General features: G+C 41.3%; 28 protein-coding genes. 17 read left to right on the forward strand and 11 right to left on the reverse strand.

The window, feature by feature from the left end; translation table 11 throughout:
• Positions 1-107 precede the first annotated feature (107 nt).
• Positions 108-1,700, forward strand: a complete 1,593-nt coding sequence (locus tag FN960_RS15540) for a recombinase family protein (protein ID WP_143849769.1) — start codon at positions 108-110, stop codon at positions 1,698-1,700.
• A gap of 16 nt (positions 1,701-1,716) precedes the next feature.
• On the opposite strand, the gene rlmD is transcribed toward FN960_RS15540, so the two are convergent.
• Positions 1,717-3,099, reverse strand: coding sequence for a 23S rRNA (uracil(1939)-C(5))-methyltransferase RlmD (rlmD, locus tag FN960_RS15545; RefSeq protein ID WP_143849770.1), 1,383 nt, complete (start codon positions 3,097-3,099; stop codon positions 1,717-1,719).
• A gap of 88 nt (positions 3,100-3,187) precedes the next feature.
• On the opposite strand from rlmD, the gene FN960_RS15550 reads away from it, so the two are divergent.
• The gene (locus FN960_RS15550; RefSeq protein ID WP_143849771.1) at positions 3,188-3,454 is read left to right on the forward strand and encodes a hypothetical protein; all 267 of its coding nucleotides are present in this window, start codon (positions 3,188-3,190) and stop codon (positions 3,452-3,454) included.
• 312 nt (positions 3,455-3,766) lie between these two features.
• Entirely contained in the window at positions 3,767-4,495 is a 729-nt protein-coding gene (locus tag FN960_RS15555; RefSeq protein WP_185971064.1) for a class I SAM-dependent methyltransferase, read from the forward strand.
• On the opposite strand, the gene FN960_RS15560 is transcribed toward FN960_RS15555, so the two are convergent.
• On the reverse strand, positions 4,492-4,779 hold the full coding sequence (locus tag FN960_RS15560) for a hypothetical protein (protein ID WP_143849773.1): 288 nt from the start codon (positions 4,777-4,779) through the stop codon (positions 4,492-4,494). The genes FN960_RS15555 and FN960_RS15560 overlap by 4 nt on opposite strands.
• On the reverse strand, positions 4,776-5,129 hold the full coding sequence (locus tag FN960_RS15565) for an MmcQ/YjbR family DNA-binding protein (RefSeq protein WP_143849774.1): 354 nt from the start codon (positions 5,127-5,129) through the stop codon (positions 4,776-4,778). Before FN960_RS15565 ends, FN960_RS15560 begins: the two co-directional genes overlap by 4 nt.
• An 89-nt stretch (positions 5,130-5,218) precedes the next feature.
• On the opposite strand from FN960_RS15565, the gene FN960_RS15570 reads away from it, so the two are divergent.
• On the forward strand, positions 5,219-5,404 hold the full coding sequence (locus tag FN960_RS15570) for a hypothetical protein (protein WP_143849775.1): 186 nt from the start codon (positions 5,219-5,221) through the stop codon (positions 5,402-5,404).
• Between the two features lie 712 nt (positions 5,405-6,116).
• On the opposite strand, the gene FN960_RS15575 is transcribed toward FN960_RS15570, so the two are convergent.
• On the reverse strand, positions 6,117-6,572 hold the full coding sequence (locus tag FN960_RS15575) for a flavodoxin (RefSeq protein WP_143849776.1): 456 nt from the start codon (positions 6,570-6,572) through the stop codon (positions 6,117-6,119).
• Positions 6,573-6,724: 152 nt separating this feature from the next.
• On the opposite strand from FN960_RS15575, the gene FN960_RS15580 reads away from it, so the two are divergent.
• The 3 genes from FN960_RS15580 to FN960_RS15590 are packed head-to-tail and all read left to right on the forward strand — an operon-like array spanning position 6,725 to position 8,340.
• Complete coding sequence (locus FN960_RS15580; RefSeq protein WP_143849777.1) at positions 6,725-7,234, forward strand: hypothetical protein; 510 nt, start codon at positions 6,725-6,727, stop codon at positions 7,232-7,234.
• Between the two features lie 19 nt (positions 7,235-7,253).
• Complete coding sequence (locus FN960_RS15585; RefSeq protein ID WP_143849778.1) at positions 7,254-7,808, forward strand: hypothetical protein; 555 nt, start codon at positions 7,254-7,256, stop codon at positions 7,806-7,808.
• A gap of 13 nt (positions 7,809-7,821) precedes the next feature.
• Complete coding sequence (locus FN960_RS15590; protein WP_143849779.1) at positions 7,822-8,340, forward strand: hypothetical protein; 519 nt, start codon at positions 7,822-7,824, stop codon at positions 8,338-8,340.
• Between the two features lie 18 nt (positions 8,341-8,358).
• On the opposite strand, the gene FN960_RS15595 is transcribed toward FN960_RS15590, so the two are convergent.
• Positions 8,359-9,297 carry a diacylglycerol kinase gene (locus tag FN960_RS15595; protein WP_143849780.1) on the reverse strand — a complete coding sequence of 313 codons (939 nt, stop codon included), beginning with the start codon at positions 9,295-9,297 and terminating at the stop codon, positions 8,359-8,361.
• 208 nt (positions 9,298-9,505) lie between these two features.
• Between FN960_RS15595 and FN960_RS15600 the strand changes: the two genes are divergently transcribed.
• Positions 9,506-10,894: a VanZ family protein gene (locus FN960_RS15600; protein WP_143849781.1), complete on the forward strand. Its 1,389-nt coding sequence runs from the start codon at positions 9,506-9,508 to the stop codon at positions 10,892-10,894.
• A gap of 363 nt (positions 10,895-11,257) precedes the next feature.
• Here the strand turns inward: FN960_RS15600 and FN960_RS15605 are convergent, their stop codons facing one another.
• The gene (locus FN960_RS15605) at positions 11,258-11,497 is read right to left on the reverse strand and encodes a hypothetical protein (RefSeq protein ID WP_143849782.1); all 240 of its coding nucleotides are present in this window, start codon (positions 11,495-11,497) and stop codon (positions 11,258-11,260) included.
• A 217-nt stretch (positions 11,498-11,714) separates the two neighbouring features.
• Here FN960_RS15605 and FN960_RS15610 point away from each other — a divergent pair, with 217 nt between their 5' ends.
• The 3 genes from FN960_RS15610 to FN960_RS15620 are packed head-to-tail and all read left to right on the forward strand — an operon-like array spanning position 11,715 to position 14,760.
• Positions 11,715-13,001: an extracellular solute-binding protein gene (locus FN960_RS15610; protein ID WP_143849783.1), complete on the forward strand. Its 1,287-nt coding sequence runs from the start codon at positions 11,715-11,717 to the stop codon at positions 12,999-13,001.
• The gene (locus FN960_RS15615; RefSeq protein WP_143849784.1) at positions 12,998-13,921 is read left to right on the forward strand and encodes a carbohydrate ABC transporter permease; all 924 of its coding nucleotides are present in this window, start codon (positions 12,998-13,000) and stop codon (positions 13,919-13,921) included. Before FN960_RS15610 ends, FN960_RS15615 begins: the two co-directional genes overlap by 4 nt.
• A complete protein-coding gene (locus FN960_RS15620) occupies positions 13,921-14,760 on the forward strand; it encodes a carbohydrate ABC transporter permease (RefSeq protein ID WP_143849785.1) in 840 nt (279 codons plus the stop codon). Before FN960_RS15615 ends, FN960_RS15620 begins: the two co-directional genes overlap by 1 nt.
• Positions 14,761-14,872: 112 nt before the next feature.
• Here FN960_RS15620 and FN960_RS15625 read toward each other — a convergent pair whose 3' ends face one another.
• The 4 genes from FN960_RS15625 to gatC all read right to left on the reverse strand — a co-directional run bounded on the left by FN960_RS15625 (position 14,873) and on the right by gatC (position 18,655).
• Positions 14,873-15,211, reverse strand: a complete 339-nt coding sequence (locus FN960_RS15625) for a RidA family protein (protein WP_260682035.1) — start codon at positions 15,209-15,211, stop codon at positions 14,873-14,875.
• Positions 15,212-15,451: 240 nt separating this feature from the next.
• Positions 15,452-16,885 carry an Asp-tRNA(Asn)/Glu-tRNA(Gln) amidotransferase subunit GatB gene (gene gatB, locus FN960_RS15630; RefSeq protein WP_143849787.1) on the reverse strand — a complete coding sequence of 478 codons (1,434 nt, stop codon included), beginning with the start codon at positions 16,883-16,885 and terminating at the stop codon, positions 15,452-15,454.
• Between the two features lie 15 nt (positions 16,886-16,900).
• Positions 16,901-18,346 carry an Asp-tRNA(Asn)/Glu-tRNA(Gln) amidotransferase subunit GatA gene (gene gatA / locus FN960_RS15635; protein WP_143849788.1) on the reverse strand — a complete coding sequence of 482 codons (1,446 nt, stop codon included), beginning with the start codon at positions 18,344-18,346 and terminating at the stop codon, positions 16,901-16,903.
• Positions 18,347-18,364: 18 nt separating this feature from the next.
• Entirely contained in the window at positions 18,365-18,655 is a 291-nt protein-coding gene (gatC, locus tag FN960_RS15640; protein WP_143849789.1) for an Asp-tRNA(Asn)/Glu-tRNA(Gln) amidotransferase subunit GatC, read from the reverse strand.
• Between the two features lie 547 nt (positions 18,656-19,202).
• Here gatC and FN960_RS23235 point away from each other — a divergent pair.
• The 6 genes from FN960_RS23235 (at position 19,203) to FN960_RS15665 (ending at position 25,761) form a co-directional block, all read left to right on the forward strand.
• The gene (locus FN960_RS23235; protein WP_260682036.1) at positions 19,203-19,331 is read left to right on the forward strand and encodes a hypothetical protein; all 129 of its coding nucleotides are present in this window, start codon (positions 19,203-19,205) and stop codon (positions 19,329-19,331) included.
• 105 nt (positions 19,332-19,436) lie between these two features.
• Entirely contained in the window at positions 19,437-20,405 is a 969-nt protein-coding gene (locus FN960_RS15645) for a LacI family DNA-binding transcriptional regulator (protein WP_143849790.1), read from the forward strand.
• Positions 20,406-20,595: 190 nt separating this feature from the next.
• On the forward strand, positions 20,596-22,746 hold the full coding sequence (locus tag FN960_RS15650; protein ID WP_143849791.1) for a glycoside hydrolase family 3 N-terminal domain-containing protein: 2,151 nt from the start codon (positions 20,596-20,598) through the stop codon (positions 22,744-22,746).
• A 17-nt stretch (positions 22,747-22,763) separates the two neighbouring features.
• Positions 22,764-23,993, forward strand: a complete 1,230-nt coding sequence (locus FN960_RS15655) for an extracellular solute-binding protein (RefSeq protein WP_143849792.1) — start codon at positions 22,764-22,766, stop codon at positions 23,991-23,993.
• Between the two features lie 13 nt (positions 23,994-24,006).
• Positions 24,007-24,921 carry a carbohydrate ABC transporter permease gene (locus FN960_RS15660; RefSeq protein ID WP_143849793.1) on the forward strand — a complete coding sequence of 305 codons (915 nt, stop codon included), beginning with the start codon at positions 24,007-24,009 and terminating at the stop codon, positions 24,919-24,921.
• 12 nt (positions 24,922-24,933) lie between these two features.
• Positions 24,934-25,761: a carbohydrate ABC transporter permease gene (locus tag FN960_RS15665; protein ID WP_143849794.1), complete on the forward strand. Its 828-nt coding sequence runs from the start codon at positions 24,934-24,936 to the stop codon at positions 25,759-25,761.
• Between the two features lie 73 nt (positions 25,762-25,834).
• Here FN960_RS15665 and FN960_RS15670 read toward each other — a convergent pair whose 3' ends face one another.
• Entirely contained in the window at positions 25,835-26,029 is a 195-nt protein-coding gene (locus FN960_RS15670) for a hypothetical protein (RefSeq protein WP_143849795.1), read from the reverse strand.
• Between the last annotated feature and the right edge of the window lie 89 nt (positions 26,030-26,118).

The raw sequence follows: 26,118 nt of genomic DNA on the forward strand, positions 1-26,118 counted from the left end.
GTCCAGATTGGTATACCATTACGGACGAATTACCGAAAAATTATTATTAGTATGGACGAATTACCGAAATTTATACATAAATAAAAAAACAGTAAGGAGACTTCATAATGAATTCAAATGCAACTCAGATAAGACCAATGAATCTGGTCAATACTATACGTACAAACCCACCAACATCTCAATACTTTACTACTTATGGTGGTGATCGTGTTTTGAGATGTGCAATTTATGCTCGTGTATCCACTGAGATGGAGACACAAAGAACATCTATAGATAATCAGATCGATCTATTTCGAAATTACGCTGCCCAAAACAATTGGGAGATCGTAGAGATTTATACTGACAAGCAATCAGGAACAAAAGTAAACCGCCCTGGCTTAAAGAAACTAATTGAAGACGGTAAGGCTGGTTTATATGATGTAATCTTAGCTAAGGAACTTTCAAGATTAGCTCGAAACGGTAGATTGTCTTACGAATTAAGAGATACCTGCTTAGTTAATAACATTCATATTGTCTGCCTTGATAACTCGATTAATACAATTACCGGGGACGTACAAAATTTTGGTCTTTTTGCTTGGCTGTATGAAAATGAGTCAGCAAATAGCAGCCGAAGAAATAAGGCGGCTAAACGTACAAAAGCTAACAGAGGTTTATTTGTAGGTTCCAATCCACCTTATGGATACTACTCTGACAAAGGCAAGCTGAAAATTCGTGAAGATAACACACCGGAAATGGTTAGACGAATTTTCAAAGAATACCTGGATGGAAAAGGAATGGATTCCATAGCTAAAACCTTCACAGCTGAAAGAATCCCCACTCCTTCTCAAATTGCAAGAAAGTCTAATGCATCACCTTTATGGCACGCATCCACAGTAAAGAACATTTTAAACAATCAACATTATTGTGGTGATCTTGTTCAAAACAAAACTGAAACTGTTTCCGTTACAACAACAAAACGGAGAGTTCTTGGTGAAGACCAAGCTACAATTCAAGAGAACACTCACGAGCCTATCATCTCAATAGAGACTTTCCAGGCCGTCCAAAAGATGCTTCAAACCAGAACGCGTACAAGTACTGCCCCCAAAAAGCATCTGTTTACGAATGTTTTGTTCTGTGAACATTGCCAAAAGGGAATGTGGTACAAAGCTAATCAAAAAGGCTATAGGTGTGGCGGCAATATTAAACACGGAGAGACTTTCTGCGAAAATCGAGTAGTTATCCGAGAAAAAGAACTAAAACACATAATCATCGAAGATTTACAAGAGCTATTCAAATCTATTCAAGATGATGAGTTCCTAGAAAGCCTACAAAAAAGACTCGATCAGAAGAAAATTTTGATTAAAAATGAGCTCACAAAAATTGAGAACAAAGCAAATAAATTACGTTCTAGAAAGAAAGATTACCTTGATATGTATGCTGACGAATTAATATCTCGGGAAGAGCTAGTTGAGTATCGTAAGCAGATAGATCAGGAAGTATCCAATTTAGAATTAGCTAAGATCGAGACTCAAGAAAAGCTGGAAGAGTGCGAAAGTGAGAACTATGCAATTGATTTAGGTAAGAAGCTTAAAGATGTTTCAATACTAAACGATTTAACTCCTCAAGTCTTGCACTCGCTGGTGAATAAAGTAACCTGTAACATTGATGGTAATCTACGTATTCATTACAACTTCGTAAATCCTTTCGAAGAACAAGAATAGGCAACAACCACAAGGGTTAGTTGCCTTCTTTTAAAATGAGTTGCGAGATACATTCGACGTGTGTACTCTGCGGAAACATATCGACGGGCTGCACTTGCTTCGTTTTGTATCCACCCTCTTCAAGCACTTTCAAGTCTCTTGCTAAGGTAGCGGGGTTACAGCTGACATACACGATGCGTTTTGGTTTCATTTCGAGCATGGTATTTAAGAGCTTTTCGTCACAGCCTTTTCTTGGTGGGTCGACGACAAAGACGTCGGGCCGAATGCCTTGGGCTGCCCACCATGGGATGACGTTTTCGGCTTCGCCTACTGCGAAGTCAGTGTTGGTGAGGCCGTTGAGCTCCGCATTTCGTTTTGCGTCACTGATGGCTTCGGGTACAATCTCAACGCCATACACATGTTTGGCTTGCTGAGCAAGGAACAGTGAAATGGTTCCAATGCCACAGTAGGCGTCAATGACCGTTTCTGAGCCGGTTAGATTAGCGTATTCCAATGTTTTATCGTACAGAACCTTGGTTTGTTCTGGGTTCACCTGATAAAAAGACCTGGCTGAGATCGCAAATTTGATCGCTCCAATTGAATCGTAAATATACTCTTCACCCCATAGCACCTTGGTTTTGTCGCCAAATATAACGTTGGTGCGTTTTGGGTTGATATTTTGCACGATGGATTTCACCGCTGGAAAGGCTTTGCGAATATCCTCGATGAGATTCTTTTTGTTCGGTAGAGCTTCATCACGTGTGACAAACACAACCATGAGCTCTCCACTTTGACGGCCATAACGAACCACCACATGACGCAAAGTACCGCGGTGTTTTTCTTCATCGTAGCCGCGAATGCCATAATGATTGGCAAGGTCTTTAACCTTTTGTACGATTTCGTCATTGTGCTCGTTTTGAATAATACACTCCTGCATATCTACAATGCGGTGACTGCGCTCTTGATAAAATCCAGCAATCACTTTTCCGTCCCGCTCTCCCACTGGCACCTGCGATTTATTTCGGTAACGCCACGGATGGTCCATGCCAAGTGTTGGATGAACAGGTACATCCGTAATGCCTCCAAGTCTTTCAAGTGCATCACTCACCTGCTTTTGCTTATAGCGCAGCTGTCCTTCGTAGGTCATGTGCTGTAGCTGACAGCCACCACAGGTATTATAAATCGGACAGGGTGCTTCGGTGCGGTCCGAGCTTGGCTCGTGAATGTGTATTAATCGCGCAAAGCCGTAGCCCTTACTTGTTTTGGTGACCTTCACTTCACAGGTCTCACCGGGCAGGGCTTTAGGGATAAATAATGTGTAGCCTTCGTGCTTGGCAACGCCAGCTCCTTGATGGCTGAGGTCGGTGATGGTGACATGTATGATTTCATTTTTTTGAACGGGTGGGGTTGTCTTACTCATTTATGTTTAATTCCTTTGCTTCTAATTTTGTTTGCAGTGTTCATTTTATCATGAATGACGGGCGTTTGATACATGGAGCGTGTTGTTCATGGAAGTGTTGAATTGGATTTTTGTGGGTAGTAAAGTAAGAGTAATTGACTCGGAAGAAGGGGGTGAGGCTGTGAAGGATGCTACTACAAAAAAGATTTTGTTGTATGGTCTACTGTTTGCGCCGTTGTTTACTGGAAGTTTGGTTCTTTCATCCTTTATATTTGGAAATGGATATAGTCTTTTGGCAATCAGTATTTTAGCAGTTATCTCTTTTGGGGTCTTTGTGACCGTTCAACTTGCTTATCGTAAGCTTAATCAATCTTAGGAATTCAATGGTGTAGGTGCGTATGTTTTGGAAGTGATTAACAGGGTATGCAATCTCTAATAATTATCCAGCTCGCCGTGGGCTATTTTGGAGGTGTATATTTATCTTTAGTCATAACAAATGGTTGGAAAGCTTAGTTCCAGCTATCATTTTTGGTGGTGTGTATTTTATCATGTCCTTTATCTATGATGACTCCGTTAAGTGGGTAAATGCATTGCTTGTTTTTCTTGCTTCATACTTCACTTTGACAATTTTAAACCCTATATTATTTAAAAAAATTTCGAACACAAACTAAACAAATGTAAAAGGGTGGTGAACAGCCTGAACATCTTAAGAGATGAACTTTTTAAGCTTTCTGCGGGTCGATTATTAGATATTGGAACTGGAGCTGGAAAGTTCATACCTACGTTAAAGCATATTTTTAAGGATTATCAAGAAATCGTTGGCATAGATTCGGACGAAGACTCGTTAGAACAAGCTCAAAAACAGTTCTCAAGTCAAAACATACAGTTTTTAAAAATGAATGCTGAGAGATTAGCTTTTGATGATGATTCCTTTGATTCTGTCTGCATATCTAATTCATTACATCATTTAATGCGGCCCGAAGCTGCTTTAAACGAAATGAAAAGAGTATTAAAACCAGGTGGACTCTTTTTAATAAATGAGATGTTTTCTGATCAGCAAACAGAAGAGCAAGTGACTCATATGTTATATCATCATTTGGAGGCTGACATAGATGCGGAATTAGGGACCCCTCATAAACACACGTATAAAAAACAAGAAATTCTAGATATGGTTCATGGCTTAGAGATCAACATAAAAAAACAATTTGAATATATAGAACCTAAAACTGATTTTAAAAATCAAAGCGAGCTTGATCGCGTAGCGTCTGCATGTGATTCTCATATAGAAAGAGCTAAAAATCTAAAAAATTTTAATGTGTTTAAAAAGCGAGGAGAAGAAATCAAGCAAAGGCTTTATCAGGTGGGGATACTACGGGCTACACAATTGGTTGTAGTGGGATTGAAACCAGTTATTTAGTGAACCTCGATGTCTTCAACGCTATCAATTTGTTGCGGGTCCGAGTCATTGATACCATCTTCTGAATCATAGGTAACCGTTACACGATCATGGATTTGTAAATTCTCTTCATCGAGTCCTACAAAGATAATCCTTTCCTCTTCGCTCTCTACTAATATTCTTGTGCTCTGCTCTTCTTCAGTAAGCTCCGTAATGGTGCCAGTTATAGAGGTCAAGGATTGTTCATTTGAGGCACAGCCAATTAGAATTATAGCAAATGGGATAAATGATAGCAGTTTCTTCATATTTGTTTCAACTCCATCTGAACTTTTTTAGGCAGCTTTTTCAAAACTAACTCATAGGAATGTTGAATGAGTGCCTCTACAGTCTCTTCTTCCACATCTGAATCATAATAAACCGAGTTCCAATGTGTTTTGTTCATGTGATAGCCAGGGGTGATTCCTTCATATTGTTCACGTAGCTCTTCTGCGCGATATGGATCACATTTGAGAATAATCATAGATCCCGATTTTTCGCCTATGATCGCAAACAGTTTACCTCCGATATAATACCAGTGGGATTGCCAATCAACTTTGTGGTCGTGCGTTGCTCCAGGTAGAGAAAGGCACAGCTTATGTAAAGATTCATTATTCATATGAGTCCCTCTTTTTGTTGTGGTATTTTCACATTGACGAATGTGCTGAAGCCTTTTAAAATCAAGAAAAAATGAGTCGGGAGATAATCATGCTAAACCTACTTGTAAAAGCTACGGCCTTTATCGTGACAGCTTATTTGTTGTTTAAAATGACTCAGTTTTTCTATAATCAGTTCTTGGGTGTGTCGTTTTTGGTGAGTGTGTCATTTCTATTCATTATACCAATCATTATTTTTATTTCAGCTTTTGCGGCGTCTAGAGTTCATATTAATTAGCGTGGACTTTGGTGATTGACTAAGAAGAAAGATAGAGTCCATGCTTGTGTAGAAATTACATTGTTTTGTCTCTTCGGCTGCCTCTCCCGAAAATGGGGGCACTTACCCAAGGGAAGGCAATGAGCTAACCCGACTACGTCGATTTAACTCATTGAACCTTTTTATCGAGGCCACTGAAAAAGTCATGTAAAAATGAGCTTACTTGCGCCGCTACAGGAGAACCCTACGCTTTCCGCGGGAACGGCCTCAGCCTTCTATGTGGAAAACCACCACTTCGATGTCTTCAGATTCGTTCTGTTCCGGAGGAGTCTACGGATTCTCCTTCCGTAAATGTTCTGACTAAACAATGGAAGAACGTTCGCAGTCTTATAAAAATCGTTTTTCTGTGACCTCCTTTTTATCCCGCAGGTGTCGGCCTCCATTTTCGTCCACTTGTTTAGTATCCAATTATAAGGACTTTACCAGAAGAATCTATGTGATACCAAGAACAAGTCCAATAACAGTAAGAAGAAATCAATACTTAGCAAGAGTAAGGTACCTATACCAAGATAAAAAGCTACATAACAAAGACCGATTGTACTTTTATCAAGAGCGGGAGCATGTTACCAAGAACCTCAGATACTTTATCAAGAGAAACACGCTTTTACCAAGAACCACCCATCCAGCTCCACACCAATTAAAGGAGCGGACTCATTGTCTCCTCCCCTCGTACCTAAGCCCTCACCTTCAACTTAGCTGCAAATTCCTCTGCAAATCGTTCGCATGCTTCGAAGTCTTCGTCTGTTTCTGGTATGAATTCGATTTTTAATCCTTGTGTGACTAGGTTTGTGCCACACTCTGTCAGCTTCCTTTCAAAAATATGAACGGCTTCACAGAATTCTGGATACACCGTATCTCCCGAGCCAAAAACGGCTGCGGGTTTTGCTGACAGATCTACATCTCCTAGTGCCTCATAAAAATCATCTGCTTCGTAAGGGAGATCCCCGTCTCCCCATGTATAGGAACCGAGCACAATGCCATCGTATTCAGCTAAATTCTCTGGATCGTAGTCCTCCATTTCTTCAAGATCAACCTCAAAGCCTTTATCTCTAAGCTTTCCTGTTATTAAATCCGCGATATCCTCTGTGTTTCCAGACATGCTCGCAAACACCAATACAATCTTAGACATCGTCTCATCCTCTCCACTTTTTAACCTATCCTCATTGTATTAATAATGAGAATCATTTTCAATACCCTATTTCACGTTTGTTGATTTCCATATTGAGGTATTGGATAAAAAAGGAGTTGGTTGAAGTGTTTGCTTCTAAGGAGGAGCGGAAGTTGAATCGTCAAAGAAATTCTGAAACAATTCATTGGTCTACGTTCATGACTTTTATCTTGATGATTATGATGAATAATTCTTTTTTAGTAGAGAGTCGGAGTGCCATAGCTTTACCTTTAGTCCTTATGCTCCTTCTCATTAGTTTCATTCCACTACTATCTGTGTGGCGAGCTAGAACTAGTCAAACTCTCAGAAGAAGACTTGCTACAAAACAACTAACTGAATTCAGTTTCATTGGTGCAGGAATTATTACCGTATCCTTCTTTCTAGGCATGTTTAATAGCGATATTAATCAAGATATTTATCGAACGATCGCAGCGGGTATCGCTGTACCTTATTGCATTATAGTTGGGTTATTTAGTCGGTATGTTTATAGGCGTATCCTCATCGCTCAAGGAATAGACGCCTCTGAGGATCAACGTAGCAAGAGTAAGCTAAAAAAAGAGTGGGGTTTTAGCATTGTCATATTACTAATTGGTGTTATAGCTTATCTATACTTCGTGGCTTAATAACTTACGGAAGGATGTTATGATGGGTCTTTTACCTTCAAAGAAAGAACGTATGGAGAATCAGAAAAAATATAAGGAACGTAACCATTGGTCAGGATTCGTTATCATCTTCTCTGGGATCTGGATGTACAGTTTGCAAATTATGAATACGGAGAATACATCCTCGTATGTTTACTTTGTCATTCCAGGTTTTATCCTTATCTTTATTCCGTTACTTTCTGCTTATCGTCATCGTGAAAGCCACGTGAAAAAAAGAAGACTTCTAGCAAAAGATCTGTCTGAAATTTATTTTATGTTTAGTGCGATCATTCTGGGTATCTTTTTATTTAGTTTATTTAATACGTCCATGGCTAATGTTGCAGTTAGAGGGATACTTGCTGGGATTACTTCAATTTTGTATCTGAGTGGAGGTCTTTATTTAAGAAACCTATACGCTCATTTAGTAGCCATTCAAAACATAGATCCTTCCGAAGATCGAATTCCCCATAATAAAAAAAGAACTTTATTGTTTGTTACACTTATCGTTGCAATCATTATAATCATTATTTTTTTTAATTGGATTATGGTGGGATGAGGAGGTTAAAACAATGAAAGAAGAAAAAGACGAATACGTTCCTTATCACGGGGAGAGAAGTGGCTTAGAGGGGACACTTGGGGTTGGAACGGGTATGTTTATTCCTGTTGTTACGCAACCGTTTCATTATGCATCTACGATCATTTTTTTGATTATTAGTCTGCCTCTTGTTCTGTTTCCTATTATAGCCACGCTTCGCTGGAGGCAAATTGACCGGGAGGATAGCTGGAATCGAGTGGTAGCAAAACGGCTTCGAGATACTTCACTTGTTTATTTACTCGTAATCCTTGCGATGCCTGTTTTCATTATTTGGATCTTTGGTGGGCAGGTCAATCAACAATTGTATCCAGCTGTCATTCTTTTATTTCTGATTTTAACGACTTATTTTCATGTTCTTTATCGTCGATTAGTTACGTTGCAGGGTGTGCCTTTGTCGAGAGATCAAAAGAAGTGGGAAAGCCAGCTCTTTCGGTTTGCCGGGCCCGTTGCTTTTGTGGCATTGCTTGCCGCTCTCGTATTTCAACTATTTTAATCAAAAAAACCGGCCAGTTTACTGGTCGGTTTCTGCGTCTTCAAGCTTCTTCTGATCGCGTGCTGCTGGGGTCAGCATTTGAAAGTGTCTGTATAGGTTTACGAATTCAGCTGGCAATGTGCCACCGCGCTCACCATCGAGGTTCAGCTTCATTTCGGCGTCACCTTCTAGCACTTCGACTTTAATGCGATTTGCTTGGATGTACATCACTTTTGGATGATTGATATGCTCGCCACGTAAAGCCAAACCGCCTACCTGGATGAATTCTGCGAAGGTGGTTTTTTTGACGATTAAAAAGTCAAACATGCCATCCTGCAAAGAAGCTCTTGGTGCAAGCTTCTCAAAGCCACCCACTGAGTTGGTGTTAGCAATCAAAAACATCATAATCTCACCTTCAAACAGCTTGCCATCGTACTCAATGCGCACAGAGGTAGGTGAAATCTGCGGAAGCTTCTCAAGGCCTTTGATGTAATAAGCTAATTGACCAACTAGGGTCTTAAGCTTAATCGGCACCTCATATGTAAGCTCGGTTAAGGCACCAGCCGCTGCAATGTTTATAAAATATTTTTCATTGATTTTTCCAATATCAATTGGTTCAACATGATCTCCACATAGCACATCACAGGCTTTGGTAATATCCTTAGAGATCCCAAGGGCTCGCGCAAAATCATTTGTAGTGCCAGCAGGAATGATGCCTAGCATCGGTCGATGTTCAAGCTCTGCTAAGCCATTCACAACCTCAAAAATCGTACCATCTCCACCTGCAGCGATCACCAAGTCATAGCCACGCTCTGCGGCTCTTCTAGCGGCACGCTTTGCACAGCCCTCTTCGGGAGTAGTCGCATGAGCCGAGGTCTCATATCCTGCCTTCTCAAGTCGTTCCATCACATACGCAAGATTCTTACGGATCTGTTCTCGACCGGACGTTGGATTATATATTAAACGTGCTGTTTTCATTTAGCTCTCCTACTTTTCTTCAAGGTATACCGCATTTTCATAACTCTTATTGTATTGTATCGTAAAAACCTTCAAAAACAATACTTCCCGCTCATTTCTCAAAGTGTTACAAAAGTTGGTGTAGAAAGAAGGAACTATGCATCTATTCTTTTACATAATTTAGCTATATAATAAATGAGAGAAAAAGGCAGGGAGCGAAAATACTTACATGACTTCAGAACACATTCTTTCTATTTTGCAAGACAATTTTATCTTAGCGTTATTCGCACTAATCATTTTATCTACACTATTTTTGATCGGCTACTTTTTCATTTATCGTAAGCTAATGAATGGAAAAAAACAGATTTCATTTATGAAACTGATTATTTTTAGTATGTTTATTGGCTATGTTTTGATGGTATTAGGAGTCACTATTTTGCAAAGGGGCGGTTCGTATTACCCAGGCTTAGTTAATCTAAGCTTATTCAGCTCTTACCGAGAAGCGTGGTTACAGTTTGACGTAAGAAACTGGCAATTTGTCATATTAAATATTGTAATGTTTGTTCCGTTTGGAATGCTGTTCCCTTTTTTACAACCTCGGTTTCAAAAGGCTCTTTGGACGATTGGAGCAGCGTTCCTTTTCACGCTCTTAATCGAAACCTTTCAATTCTTTACCGGCTTAGGCATTTTTGAATTGGACGACCTTTTTAATAATGTACTAGGAGCGATCATAGGCTACGGATTCATAATGAGTATATTGAGTTTACTAGAAAAACGAGTGAAGCTAGCGCTTGTATATCTCTCCCCTCTAGGACTGGTGTTGCTCCTGCTTGCTGCAATGTTTACCTATTATGAATCAAAGGAATTTGGTAATCTTTATACCGGGCCAAACCGGGCTGGGAACTTGGATCGTGCTGAAATTACTGTAGATGTCGAAGCTGATGAACAAGAGCAGACGGTTTCAATCTATCAAGCTCCGAGTTACTCCCAAGAAGAAGCTGATGCATTTGCTGAGGAATTGTTTGAGAGGTTAGATGTAGATACATCTGATATGGAATTTTATTCGTACATTGAGACGGGCTTATATAGTATCCAAAGTGAGCCAAGTTATAGTTTATGGTTTGACTATGCGGACGGAAGCTATAGCTTAAGTGAATTTTCGCATTATGATACTGAGTTAAAAGATACAGATGAAAGCAATATATTAAAGCAATTGCAGCCAATTGATATACATATACCCGAGGTGGCCGAGTTTGAAAAAACGGGCACCGGCACCTACACGTGGTGGGTAAGGCAATTAGAGGAGGATAACCACCTAGTAGATGGCTTTGTAACTGCCAGTTATTACGAGGATGATACCATTAAGAGTATTGACCATAAACTCATAACCTATGACAAGGTGAGAAATGCTCAAGTGAAAAGTGAGCAGCAAGCCTTGGACGAACTGCTGAACGGAGATTTTTATTCATATTTAAACGATTCTAAAATAGACACGTTACATCTTACTGACGTAAATATAAAATATATGCTTGATTCTAAAGGTTATTATCAGCCAGTTTATAGCTTTGAAGTTTTAATAAATGGTGAAGAAAGTGAAATTATTATACCTAGCATGTAAATGAAGAAGGCTGTCCTTGTTGGTAGGGACAGCTTTTTTTGATTGGGGGGGGCACAGTTTTTTAAGTTTTGAGGGTCTATCGTTTCACTTTGAGAATCTATCGTTTCACTTTGAGAATCTATCGTTTCACTTTGGCCTCTATCGTTTCACTTTGGCTTCCATCGTTTCACTTTTGAGGTCTATCGTTTCACTTCGGCTTCCATCGTTTCACTTTTGAGGTCTATCGTTTCACTTTGGCTTCCATCGTTTCACTTTTAAGGTCTATCGCTCCAATCTTCCACCCATCGCTCCACTCCAGCATTCTATCGTTCCAATCTTCCGACTATCGCTCCAATTCGGCACTCCATCGCTCCCCTCCTCACCTTAAATAAATCTAGCAACAGCCCTAACCACAGCGTTCGCCACGATGGCTACCAAAAGGATAAACACGATGCTGTTGTATTTTCTTTCTTGGCCTTTGAATCCTGCGGCGATAGCGAGGCCACACATAATGGCAAAGATGATGTTCATTGCTATGATAAACCAAGGGTTAAAAAAGCTAATTATAAAAAAGATGACAGCTAGTATCCCGAGAATCAGTGTCATTGGTTTAGGTTTATTCATGTGAATCCCTCCTACTCATTGCCTACCCCAAAGGAATGGTTTTTATTCTTGAAAAATAGGGAATGATCCTGTTATGGCGCTTAATTCAGCTGTTTCAACAAAACACATGTAAATATGATATGAATTGACAATTAATTTTGAATTCGATACCCTGTGACTACATTGTTTTTTGCAAACGCTAACATGTAATTAAATTGTAGAGAGTGAGGAATAGGTTATGAGATCGATCCCATTTTCTGTCACAATCGCAAGCTGTTTTCTTTTTGTGGCGACTGGTTGTTCTAATGCAAGTGATAGTGAAACGTTAACCTGGATCACAGGTTCCGATTCCTCGCCTGATGCTCCCGATGAAGAGATGAGTTCTTATGTTCGCGCAAACGTTAGTGACATTGAGGAAGAATACGGGTTCCCTATGCAGCATAGTATTCATACGACAAATATTGATGAGGCGATGGCTCGGCTTTTGGAACAAGCTGTGCGTGGACAGGCTCCAGATTTTGCATTAGTTGATGGGTATGCGCTAGAGCGTTTTGAGGATCAGTTGCAGCCACTTAATGAACTGATGGATGAATACGGAATGGATTTAGATGACTTTCTTCCGTTTGCTCAGGATGTCATGGTTGGAGATGATGGCAATGTTTACGGTCTCTATCTTAGTACTGATGTTCGTTACGTTTTTTATGATACGCGTTTTGTCCCTGAACCACCTGAGACCTGGGACGATGCGATGGACATTTCTCATGAGTTAGTAGATCAGGGTTATGAAGGTCTTGTGCTACCTCTTGGAGTTGGTGAAGGAACATCAGTAACGAGCCTGCTGCCATTATTTTGGGGTCAGGGTGGCGAGTTAATTGACGAGGAAGGTCGTCCTGCTTTTTACAATAGTGAGAATCGCGAGTACATGTTAAATGTATTCAACTCTATTTATGAAGGTGTAGAGTCTGGAGCCATAACTAAACGTATGGCTTCTAACGGGACCGAAAATGATGGAAATGCTGAAATCTCAACAGGTTTAGTCAAAATGCTCTATCCAGGAACATGGCAGATTAATACATTCCAAGAAATTCTCGGTGATGACTTTGAGCATTGGGATGTTGCTTCTTTACCAACTCTTGAAGGTGGCGAGCCTACCTCTACTGTTGGCGGCTGGGCATTTGGCATTTTTACTGAAGATCCTGAGAAGCAACGAGCTGCCTTCGATTTCCTGCAACGAACCTATGTTGGTGAAGAAGGTATGGCGCGCTTTACAACGCGTGATGGCTCAATGCCAGTTCGAGCTTCCGTGTATGATTCTCCTGAATTTGAGGCCATTCCTTTTATAGATGAGTTTCAGGAAATACTTGAAAAGGAAGGTCGACCACGCCCAGCAGAGCAAGTATACAACACGATTTCAGTACAGCTTCAGATCGCCATATCTCAAGTCGTTTCAGGTAGTAAAACACCTGAAGAAGCTTTAGACGATGCTTGGGAAATTGTCACATTTGGGATGGAGGATGTTGAATGAAAACCGAACCAGTTTCTCAATCTTCTCTTAAACGTAAGAAAACACCTTTTTCTGATACACCTTATCCGTGGCTAATCCCACTCACTCTCTTGCTCATTGCGGTATTTTTGTATCCCATTCTAGAAATTGTGCGAATGAGCTTTACTGACATGAGTTTAGTAGATACTGAATTTCGTTATACACTTGAATCCTATGTTCGGCTTTTTACCTTACCTGGCTTCTGGCCAATGCTTGGCACGACTGGTTTCTTTGTATTTTTTAGTGTAGTATTCCAGTTGCTTTGCGGATTTATTGTCGCTCTATTAATTGTTCGAGGAGAGAGCCTAAAGCTTAAGGGTACAATAGTTGTTCGCACCTCTGTGCTTGTAGCTTGGGCCATTCCTGGTGTGGTCATCGGTATCATTTTTGAAATGCTTTATACAGAGACACAAGCAGGAATATTAAACTACTTTCTATCAATGATTGGATTGGGTCCAATTACGTTTTTATCTGATCCAACTATGGCACTTCTATCAGTGACTCTTGCAAACATCTGGCGTGGAACGGCGTTTAGTATGATTCTGATGTATGCAGGCTTGCAAACGATCTCAAAGGATGTATTGGAAGCCGCTAAAATTGATGGAGCTGGAGCCTTCCAACGATTACGAAATGTCATTATACCGGCCATCCTACCTATCGTATTAATCAATCTTATTATCATCTCGATTGATACCTTCAACACCTTTGATATGGTTATGGCACTAACTCAAGGTGGACCTGGTAACAGTACAGAAGTCATTGCACTTAGTATCTATACTTCAATTTTCCAAGAGTTTAATCTTGGTGTCGGTGCTGCTACTTCAATGATTTTGCTTGCCATAAATATTGTTATGACTTTAATTTATTTGGTTGTACTCGGAAAAGGGAGGAATGATGAATAATGGCAAAATCTAAAGAACAGCCGTTAAAAATAGGTCTTTATTTGAGCTACTTTTTGATTGTCATCGTGTTCCTATTCCCTTTGTTTTGGGTCGCTTCTGTCTCATTAAAAACACAAGCCGAGCTATTTCAGGTACCACCATCCCTCTGGCCAACAAGCTGGCAGTTTGATAACTACCTGCATGTCTTGCAAACAACGCCCGTACTTACGTATCTTTGGAACTCGTTACGTCTCGTTGTGCTAACGGTGCTTTTTACTTTATTTATTGCCCTCCCAGCTGCCTTTGCTTTGTCACGCTTTAAAATGCAGGGAAAAAATGCGTTTCTACTCGCAATCTTAATGACGCAGATGATTTCAGCGGTTGTTATTTCGATTCCGTTGTATCGACTATTTGCTAGCTGGGAACTACTGAACAACTTTATGCTTATCCTGGCGATCTATGTTGCGGTTGTTCTACCACTCGCAACCATCTTCATGAAAAATTACTTCGACACCCTGCCTGAGCAAATGGATGAGGCAGCGATTATTGATGGGTGCACACGCTGGCAGATCCTCACAAAGATTTTGCTGCCGGTTGCACGTCCTGGGATTATCTCTGTTGTGATTCTAGTTGCGGTGCAGAGCTGGTCGCAGTTTGTTATTCCGTTTATCTTAATTGATGATGCGAATCTCTATCCCGTTTCAGTTGGTGTGGTGAATCTTCAGTCTACTCAAGCACAAATTACCACCCACTACTTGGCTGCAGGAAGTATCATGTCGATTATCCCCGTGATTATTCTGTTCTTATTGCTACAGAAATATATTGTTGGGGCGTTGACGGCTGGAGCGGTTAAGGGGTAAAAAAGTAATGAATCAGGCCTAGAGTTGAGTTTAGTCTTATTACAAAATCAAAATTAGCAAAACTCATTTAAAGCCCTCTCATTTAGTGAATGAAGGGCTTTAAATTAAATGTTTAATCTACGTGTGCAATGGCACGAATTTCAATTAACATTTGAGAAAAAGCCAATCCTGCTGTCCCAACCATGGTAACTGCGGGGCGTATATCCCCCATGTATTGTTTGAAAATCGGTATGAGTGTCTCCGAATCCTCTTGAGGATTGATTAAGAAGATTTCTAAATCAACTAGATTAGACCGCTTGATATTAAAGCCTGTTAACACCCTATCTAGATTATCAAACGTTTGTTTTGTTTGTAATTCAATATCATGTTCTCCAACAAAATTCCCTTGCATATCACGAGAAAATTGCCCTGATATATAAACAATTCCATCTGAACTATATGCTTGAGACACACCAAAAGATTCTTCCCATGGGACACCATGATAATAATTTTTTGCAGTCGTTTTATATCTCTCCTTATTTATTAATGAGACTTTATCATGAGGTGCAGACCAATGTTTGAGAAGTACGCACTATTTTGATAGTAGCTATCATAAAAGATAGTATCTTTGCAAAATACGGTACATGAAATAATTGAACAAGGGCATAGAAAACCCAAAAAAGCTGACCCATCACAGGTCAGCTTTTTCTTATTAACGCTTATTAATCTCTTCCATCAGGAATTTGTTCACCATTTGCGGGTTCGCTTTTCCTCTGGAGGCTTTCATGATTTGACCGACTAGGAAGCCAACTGCGCGGTCTTTTCCGTTTTTGAAATCAATGATGGATTGTTCGTTTTGGTCAAGGATGTCCACCACCATTTTCCGAATTTCGCCTTCATCCGAAATTTGAACAAGGCCTTTATCTTTAACGATCTGCTCAGCGTCGCCGCCGTTTTCAATCAATTCTTTAAAGACCTTCTTCGCAATCTTAGAAGAGATTGTTCCTTTTTGAATGAGCCCGATCATCCCAGCAAGAGATTCAGGTGTAAGAGCCGTGTCTTCAAGCTCCTTCTGCTCTGCATTCAAGTACTCAGATACGCCACCCATCAACCAGTTTGAGGCTAGCTTTGTATCTGCCCCTTTGGCTGTGGTTGCCTCAAAGAAATCAGACATTTCTTTCGTAAGCGTTAAGACCATCGCATCGTATGCAGGCAATCCCAATTCACTCACATAGCGCTGCTTTCTCGCGTCTGGTAGCTCAGGAATTTCTGCACGGATGCGCTCTTTCCAATCATTATCAATGTGTAGAGCTGTTAGATCAGGCTCTGGGAAGTAACGGTAGTCATCCGAACCTTCCTTCACACGCATCAGAATCGTTTTTCCACCCGCTTCATCAAAACGACGTGTTTCCTGTTCAATGATTCCACCAGAAAGTAATACCTGCTCTTGACGTTTTTCCTCATACTCAAGTCCTTTGCGTACAAAGTTAAATGAGTTCAGGTTTTTCAATTCTGCTTTTGTACCAAACTTCTCTTGTCCAATTGGACGAAGGGAGATGTTGGCATCACAGCGCAGAGATCCTTCTTCCATTTTACAATCAGAAACGCCTGTGTATTGGATGATCGCTTTTAGCTTTTCTAAATAAGCATACGCTTCTGCTGGTGTACGAATATCTGGCTCAGATACGATCTCAACAAGTGGAGTCCCTTGACGGTTGTAGTCAACAAGTGAATAGCCGCCAGCTGAGTGAGTTAGCTTTCCAGCATCCTCTTCCAAGTGAAGACGGGTAATTCCGATACGCTTCTTATAGCCGTCTACTTCAATCTCAATCCAACCATGCTCACCAATTGGCTTATCAAACTGAGAGATCTGATACGCCTTTGGGTTATCCGGATAAAAATAGTTCTTGCGGTCAAACTTCGTGTCTGTAGCAATCTCACAATTAAGTGCCATTGCAGCCTTCATCGCAAAGTCCACGGCTTTTCTGTTCAGTACCGGCAACACACCAGGATAACCTAGGTCAATGACACTTGTATTGGCATTCGGCTCTGCTCCAAAATGGTTCGGACTGGCTGAGAAAATCTTAGAGTCAGTTTTTAACTCAACGTGTACTTCAAGTCCAATAATCGTTTCAAAATTTGTCATGTTGTTTGACCCCCTCTACAGCACTGGCTTTGCATCGGCAAAATCCGTTGCCTGCTCATAGGCGTGGGCTACACGATACACAGTTTTTTCGTCAAAATGTTTTCCAATAATCTGCAAACCAAGCGGAAGTCCATCTTGGAATCCACACGGTACGCTGATAGCAGGTACCCCTGCAAGGTTTACTGGAATCGTTAAAATATCATTCGCATACATCGTTAATGGATCATCTGTTTTCTCACCAATTTTAAAAGCTGGTGTTGGTGTGGTTGGTCCAACAATCACGTCATAGTTTTCAAATACGTCTTCAAAATCCTTTTTAATTAGTGTACGAACCTGCTGCGCCTTTTTATAGTACGCATCATAGTAACCTGAGCTTAAAGCAAACGTTCCAAGCATAATACGACGTTTCACTTCATTACCGAAGCCTTCTGCACGCGTTTGCTTGTACATCTCAAGAAGGTTGTCCGCATTATCTGTACGATAGCCATAACGAACCCCATCAAAACGAGATAGGTTAGCAGAAGCCTCAGAAGATGAGATTAAATAGTACGTCGCAAGCGCATATTTTGAATGCGGAAGCGAAACTTCATCCCATGTGGCGCCTTGAGCTTCAAGAACCTTTAACGCATCAAGAACAGATTGTTTCACCTCAGGCTGAACACCTTCAGCAAGATATTCCTTTGGTACAGCAATCTTAAGTCCCTTCACATCTCCAGTTAAACCAGAAAGAAAATCTGGAACATAAACTTGAGCAGATGTTGAATCCATAGGATCCACACCGGAAATTGACTGAAGTAAGTACGCATTGTCCTCAACGCGACGCGTCACAGGACCAATTTGGTCAAGTGACGAAGCAAAGGCAACTAGTCCAAAACGTGATACACGACCATATGTAGGCTTTAGTCCAACCACTCCACAATAGGCTGCTGGCTGACGGATCGAACCACCTGTATCAGAGCCAAGTGAGAAAAGTACTTCCCCAGCTGCCACAGCCGCAGCCGAACCACCACTTGATCCACCTGGAACATAGTCAAGATTCCATGGGTTTTTTGTTTTTGCTAGCGCCGCATTCTCTGTAGAAGAACCCATCGCAAACTCATCCATGTTTAATTTTCCAATCGTTACAGCCTGTGCTGAACGAAGTTTTTGAACGACAGTGGCATCATAAATCGGGTCAAAATTTTCTAAAATACGGCTTGAGCACGTTGTACGAAGGTTTTTCGTCACGATATTATCCTTCACACCAATTGGCATACCGAATAATGATCCCTCGGGAGCTACTTCATCCAGCTCTTTTGCATAGGCACGAGCCTTCTCTTCATCAAGTGTCAGGAAGGATTGAACCTTACCATCCACCTCAGCAATACGCTTATATGACTCATCAACAAGATCAGAGACCTTGATTTCCTTTTCCTTTAGCTTCGTGTGAAGCTCTTTCATTGAATGATCAAATAAAGACATGGTTCCGGATCCTCCCTGCTATTCCATAATAGATGGCACTCGCACTTGACCATCCTCATGATCAGGCGCGTTTTTCAAGACTTGCTCCACTGGTAACCCAGCATCCGGCTTGTCCTCACGCAGTACATTTTTCATATTCAGTACATGTGTTGTTGGTTCAACACCCTCTGTATCTAACTCATTTAGTTGCTCCGCAAACGAAATGATATCATCCAGCTGCTTTGTGAACATTTGAGCTTCCTCTTCCGTAATCGCAAGACGAGCCAAATTGGCCACGTGTTTCACTTGATCTGTTGAGATTCGAGACATCTCATTCCACCTCCAAAATCGCATGTTGACAATACTTTAAACTATACCAAAATGATTGCGTGCTCGCAACAAAAGCACGGGTGTAAATCCGCTTGAATAAGAGGAAAAAGCTTTATTTTGTAGGTGGTTCGGTAGTGTTCCGAGCGCGAAACACTTTATTTCTGTGACGTGGTGGTGTGAGAGGTTGTTTGATTTTCCTATTGCGGCATTTATTGCTCCATCGTTTCACTTCAGGCATCTATCGTTTCACTTTCCCCTCCATCGTTTCACTTCGGCCCTCTATCGTTTCACTTTCCCCTCCATCGTTTCACTTCGGCCCTCTATCGTTTCACTTTCCTCTCCATCGTTTCACTTCGGCCCTCTATCGTTTCACTTTCCTCTCCATCGTTTCACTTCAGCCATCTATCGTTTCACTTTCCCCTCCATCGTTTCACTTCGGCCCTCTATCGTTTCACTTTACCTTCTATCGTTTCACTTTTCCCTCCTCTCTATTGAAAACCACTGCAATCTTCTCTAGAATTAAAAATAAAAGGAGGCTATTCCTTACATGAATGAAGTACATGTTGTGGTTTCAGAGTTTAGGTTTGTAGAAACATTTGCCGAAGCTGCCTACCTTGGGTTGCTAGGTTTGATTGTTTATTCTTTGTATAGAATGTTAAAGAAGACAGCTTCTTAATTTGTAGTCGACACTCTTTATCAACTAACTCAGAGCAAGTTGACAACTGCCAAAACCCTTGTAACATAAAGAAATAACTATATTGGAGCGAAGGAGGACATTTTGGTGGTAAGTATTCGTGATATTGCAAAAAAGGCGGGCGTTTCGATGACGTCTGTTTCGTATGCGCTGAACGGGAATCCGAAAGTCTCAAAAAAAACGACTGAGCACATTAAGCGTATTGCTGAAGAATTAAATTATCGGCCAAATGCAGCGGCACGCACGTTAAAAACCCGCTACACCAAAAAGATTGGTATTTTCATTAAAGAAAGCAGTGGCATCTTTTTTGGCGATATTCTCTCTGGGGTCATTGATATGTGTTCAAGCGCTGGTTATGACACGGTCGTTTGCACAGGAAAAAACGCAACCAATGCCTTGATAGATGCGTCCGTAGATGGCGGCCTTATTATGGACAATAACATTACGTCTGAGGAAATTATGCGCCTTGCAGATATCGGACGAAAAATTGTGGTTCTTGATCGAATGTTCTATCACAAGCATGTGCGACAGGTGCTTCTCGACAATGAGAAAGGCGCAAAAGACATGGCCAGCCATCTTATAAAAAGACCTTCTGCAAGAACCTACATAGTAACCGGAAGCAAAGAGAATTTTGATAGCCAAGAGCGAGTTAAAAGCGCCCTTCAAGCATATGCAGAGCTAGCTCCGAGTCATCAAGTTGAAGTGATTGAAGGATTGTTTGATCTTGACGGTGGTCTAGATGCTGCAAGAAAGATTGAAGAAGCCTTTTCAGGTGAACCTGTAAATGTATTTTCTCTCTCTGATAGTACCGCTGTTGGCATGCAGAAATACTGGCAGGAAAAAGGACTTCGCATCGGTAAAGATATTCGTCTCGCTGGTTTTGATAATAGTCTTCTTAGCCAATATATTACTCCCCCCTTAACGACTATTGACTACTCTACAAACGAATGGGGAAAAGAAGCTGCAAGAGTTCTACTTCAGCTTATCTCCGAGGAAGAAGCTCATCATGTTATGATCCCAACCTCTCTAAAGGCACGGGCCTCCACAACGGAATAATACACTTTGTGAGGTCCTGTTAAAATTTACTCTTGCAAACAGATTCTAAGTCGATTTATACTATACTCAACATATTAGGTGAAACGTTTCAAATTTTATATACGCTCCAAAATATAGCGAATTGATTTTTTTTACCCTTTTAGTGAAACGTTTCACCGATTTAGAATTTTGATCAAGAGGTGACAACCAGATGAACAGTGAACAGATACAACAGCTAATAGCAGAAATGACACTTGAAGAAAAAGTCGGTCAGCTGACTCAGTTTGCAGGTGTGTTCTACTCTACTCACGAGAATGACACCCCTCTCACGGGGCGAATTGACTTTCCTGTTAACGAAACCATTATTGAAGCAAGCGGGTCGGTCCTTGGAATTGCCGGTGCAAAGAAATTAATAGATATTCAAGAAATGCATTTGCAAAAAAGCAGACTAAAGATTCCGCTTCTGTTTATGGCAGATGTAATTAATGGCTATGAGACGATCTTTCCGATACCGCTTGGGCTTGGGTCAACATGGGATCCCGAGTTAGTCGAAGAATTGCAAGCGGTTTCAGCTAAAGAGGCAGCAAGCGCAGGACTACACGTTAGCTTTGCACCTATGGTTGATCTCGTTCGTGATCCGCGCTGGGGTAGAGTGATGGAATCAACGGGCGAGGATCCTTATCTAAATGAACAGTTTGCTGAAGCAACCGTTCGCGGACTTCAAGGCTCTGACTTACTCCATAACATGGATCACATCGCAGCCTGCGTCAAACACTTTGCCGCCTATGGGGCAGCGGAGGCGGGGCGTGATTATAACACCGTTGACCTTTCAGAGCGCGAGCTAAGAGAGATGCATATGCCCGCCTATATTGCTGCGCTTAATGCAGGTGTAAAGCTTGTGATGACCGCATTTAATACCGTTCACTCGATTCCCGCTTCGGCAAACACTCAGCTATTGCGCGGCATGCTAAGAAAGGAATATGGCTTTGATGGAGTGGTAATTTCTGATTATGGAGCTGTTCAGGAGCTTATCCCCCATGGCGTGGCTGAAAATGAAGAAGAGGCAGCAGAGAAAGCACTTCGGGCCGGTGTCGATATTGATATGATGAGCCTTTGCTATGCCCAATCACTTAGCGAATTAATTCATGAAAAGAAGCTGGATGAGTCCCTACTCGACGAGGCAGTTGAGCGAATTTTACAGTTAAAGAACGACCTCGGGCTCTTTGAGGACCCTTATCGTGCAACAAGTGAGGAACGTGAGCAAGCTACTCTTGGCCATGCATCGCATAAACAACTAGCAAGAAAAGCCGCGGAGAAAAGTGCTGTTCTTCTAAAAAATGAAAACGTTCTTCCTCTGCAAGACCGCGAGCGACTTGCTCTCATCGGTCCTTATGCTGATAACAATGACTTATTGGGAGAATGGTCGATCTTCGGGAAAATGGAAGACACCGCTACACTAAAAGATAAATTGGAGCCGACTTTTTACGCTAAGGGTGCAGAGATGTATGAACGTAACCAAAAGCTACTAGATGAGGCTCTTCACATCGCCAACCAAGCAGACATCATCGTTCTAGCACTTGGCGAAGGACGGGATCGCAGTGGAGAAGGCAGAAGTCGTGCTTCCATCACACTTGCTCCATGCCAAATTGAATTAGCTAAAAAACTGAAAGAACTCGGAAAACCTATTGTTGTTACACTATTTAATGCACGTCCACTGGACCTCTCAGAATTGGAGCCTTATGTGGATGCGATCTTGGAATGCTGGCATCCTGGTTCAGAGGGCGCCGCAGCTATTATTAATCTATTATTTGGAAAAGCTAATCCTAGCGGAAAGCTGACGATGTCATTCCCAAGAGCTACTGGGCAGATTCCGGTGTACTATAACTCTTACCAAACAGGCAGACCTCTCCCAGCTGGAAGTGATGAGCGTTTCTTCTCTCGATATATTGATATTGCCAATGAGCCACTTTATCCATTTGGATTCGGCTTAAGCTATGCAGCATTTGAGTATAGCCAATTGAGAGCAACTAATTTAAATCTTCAAAAGACAGAGACTTTAACTGTTGAAGTAGATGTTACCAACACTAGTGATGTTGCTGGTGAGGAGATCGTACAGCTTTACTTACAGGATCCAGTAGCTGAAGTAGTTAGACCTGTGAAAGAGTTAAAAGGTTTTAAGAAAATACTGCTAGCTCCACACGAGACTAAAACGATAACGTTTGAAATAAACGAAGAAATGCTTCGTTACCATCACAGTGACTTAACCTACTCTAGTGATCCAGGTACTTTTTTTGTGTATATCAATGGAAGCAGTAAGTGCGATGAAGCAAACAAGCTAGAGCTACAGCTCATACATTCATAATAAAAGGAGGCAGGACCGTGAATAAAAAGATGGTACTTACAACAACGCTCGCTTTCATGCTACTTGGAGCATGTTCAAATGAAGCAGATGACCAGGTTACACTTGATGTCTGGGCGATCGGCTGGGAGGCTGAGCAATTAGTGAATGAAGGCTATATACAAAGGTTTGAGGATGAGAACCCAGGAGTAAAGGTAAATCTTCAAGCCATTCCTTGGGACAATATTTACGATAACTTGTTAACGGCTGTAGCGTCTGGCAGTGGACCCGATGTCGTTCAGCTCGGAACCTCTTATATGGCTGACTTTGCAAGCACCGGTGCCCTACTTCCACTTGATGAATACGTAGAGGAATATCCTAATTTGGACCCAGATCACTTTTTTGAAGGAGCCACAGATTCAGCACTCTATAATGATGAATTAATGGCTGTGCCTTGGTATGTAGAGACGCGGGTTCTCTTTTACCGAACAGATCTGTTGGCGGATGTTGGCTATCCTGATGGGCCAGAAACCTGGGAAGAGCTGTACGAGGCTGCAAAGAAACTCTATGATCGTGGCCATGGTTTATATGGTATGACTTTACCTGAAAATGACGACACCATCCCTTACATTTTCGCTTGGCAGAATGGTGTTGAATTTGAAACAGATAACATGGGTGTGGATTTCTCGGATCCTAAATTTGTAGAGTCGGTTGAGTATTACACACGATTTTTCCGTGAGGACCTTGCTCCACTTGGTTTAGGACTAGACCCGATGCAATCATTTGTTGATGGTATTCAACCGATGTTCTTTGAACCACCCTATCGTTATCAGCAGCTAATTGATAATTATCCAGACTTCGACGACTGGGATACAAAAATGATGCCAGGGAAAGAGAATAACGTCTCAGTTATTGGCGGATCTAATATGGCGGTGTTCGAATGGTCAGAGCATCCAGATGAATCTGTGGCTTTCCTATCCTATTTAACTGACCGAGACACGCAAATAGATTACTTTAACGATGTACGTGTGCTTCCTCCCCGTGTTGATGCGTGGGAAGATCCAGCTTTACAGGAAGACGAACGTTTGTATACCTATTATGAGCAGCTACAATACTCTCGAGCACAGCCACAGGTCTTAAATTGGAACCGGATAAATGATGAGTGGAAGCGTTCAGAACAACGGATTACTAGAGCAGACTATGATATTGAAGAGGAAATCAAAGACTTTCGTTCACGCATCGAACCGATGATCGTGACCGATGATGAATAAGGGGGGAGCAGAAATGGAGATTGCTCGCAGAAAAGATGCGCAACCAAAACGTCGTATTAAACCAGAACCATATATCTTTATCACACCAGCCGTTGTGTTGCTTATTATATTCGCTGTTTTACCCATCATTATTGCACTTGCTATTAGCTTTACAGATATGGACTTACGAGGTATTACAAACTGGTCAAACATTACGTTTATTGGTTTAGAAAATTATATCGTCTTGCTATCAGACCCAATCTTTTGGACAGCGATGTACAATACCTTTTTCTATGTTGTCATTGGAGTTCCAATGGTCATCTTCTGTTCACTAGGAGCAGCCTTACTTCTTAATTATGGTTCCAATAAACTATTTCGTTTCTTTCGAGTGATTTACTACATGCCAGCGATCACAAACATTGTCGCCATCGCTGTTATCTGGGGGTTTCTGTACAACGTATCCTACGGTTTGTTTAATCAGATCCTTGCCTTTATCAATGCCGGGCCTGTGCCATGGCTTGAGGGGCCAACGATTGCAAAGCTTTCCTTGATTATCTTAGCCGTCTGGAAGGGAATCGGTATTAACATGCTTATCTATCTTGCTGCCCTGCAATCCATTCCAAAGGATTATTACGAAGCCGCAACCATTGATGGAGCAAGTCGCACCCAGCAGTTTTTTAAAATTACATTTCCGCTCTTGGGATTTGCGACATTTTTTATTACCGTCACTACTTTAATTGGCTGGCTACAATTTTTCGAAGAGCCCTTTGTTATGACCCAGGGTGGGCCGCTAGATGGAACCATGTCGATTGCATTGTTTATTTATGAAACTGGCTTCAGCTACAGCAACTTCGGCTATGCTGCCGCTGCTTCGTTTGTATTGTTTATCATCATTATTATTGCGACACTCATCCAATTTAAGCTACGCAAAAAACAAGAGGATATTTAAGGAGGTATCACTATGGCCGTAAACCAACGCTCAAAAACAGAAGTAGGCATCGTTTCCGTTCTACTCATTCTGATTGGATTAATCCTGTCGATTCCTTTTTTGTGGATGCTGCTGTCAGCCTTTAAACCGAATCCAGAATTAATTCAAATACCAGTGCGTATTCTTCCACAAACATGGACGATGGAGAATTTTACAAGACTATTTACAGAAATGAATTTTGGCAGATATTTACGCAATACGCTTATCCTAGTTGCCTGCGCGATGATCGGTTTATTCTTTAACGCTATGGCGGGATACAGCTTTGCTAAATTTAAATTTAAAGGGAATCGCCCCATCTTCTTTTTAGTCCTAGCAACCATGATGATCCCAGGTCAGGTTACGATGATCCCTGTGTATTTAATTTTGAATCAAATGGGCCTGACGAATACGATGACCGGAATTGTTTTGCCTGGTCTCGTGGCGGCATTTAGTATTTTCTTATTCAAACAATTCATGACCACAATACCTGAGGCTTTACTAGAGGCAGCACGGTTAGACGGGGCCGGCGAGTTCTATATCTTCTTTAAGCTCGTGTTACCTATGGCTAAGCCCATCATCGCCGTACAAGCTATCCTTGCATTTATTGGTGCATGGAACAGCTTCCTATGGCCGCTCATTATTGCAAACTCACAGGACTTGTACACCCTGTCTGTCGGTCTCGCTCTGTTACAGGGTCAAGCCGGTGAAAACTATGCGCTTCAAATGGCTGGCTCCGCAGTCATGGTCGTACCAATTTTGATTGTCTTTGCAATTTTTCAGAAATATATTGTTGATGGATTTACAATGTCAGGGATAAAATAAGTATGGAAGGAAAGATCAACCTTGGAAGGATGCGGTTGGTCTTTTTTCTGTGGAGGTACTCCTTATAAATAGATCAACTCTTACGTTTTTTTAGTTTTTGAGGAAGCAGAGCATAAACAATAGCAAAAGCCAATCCAATGAATACATGCTCTATCCAATTCTCTGCAAAATTATAATCACTATTAAGACGAGCAAAGCGAAATGCCATACTACCAACTGACGCCATGATAAAAGCAATAAGTGCGTCAAGCCACCTACTATTTGTCATTATTAACACCTCATTTTATTATTTGCATTCCATACCCTGAGAGGCACTCTCAAAACATTAAAATTTTTGTTTGTCTTATGGGGGTCTTC

This window comes from Alkalicoccobacillus porphyridii (assembly GCF_007293315.1).
Classification (GTDB): Bacteria; Bacillota; Bacilli; order Bacillales; family Bacillaceae_D; genus Alkalicoccobacillus; species Alkalicoccobacillus porphyridii.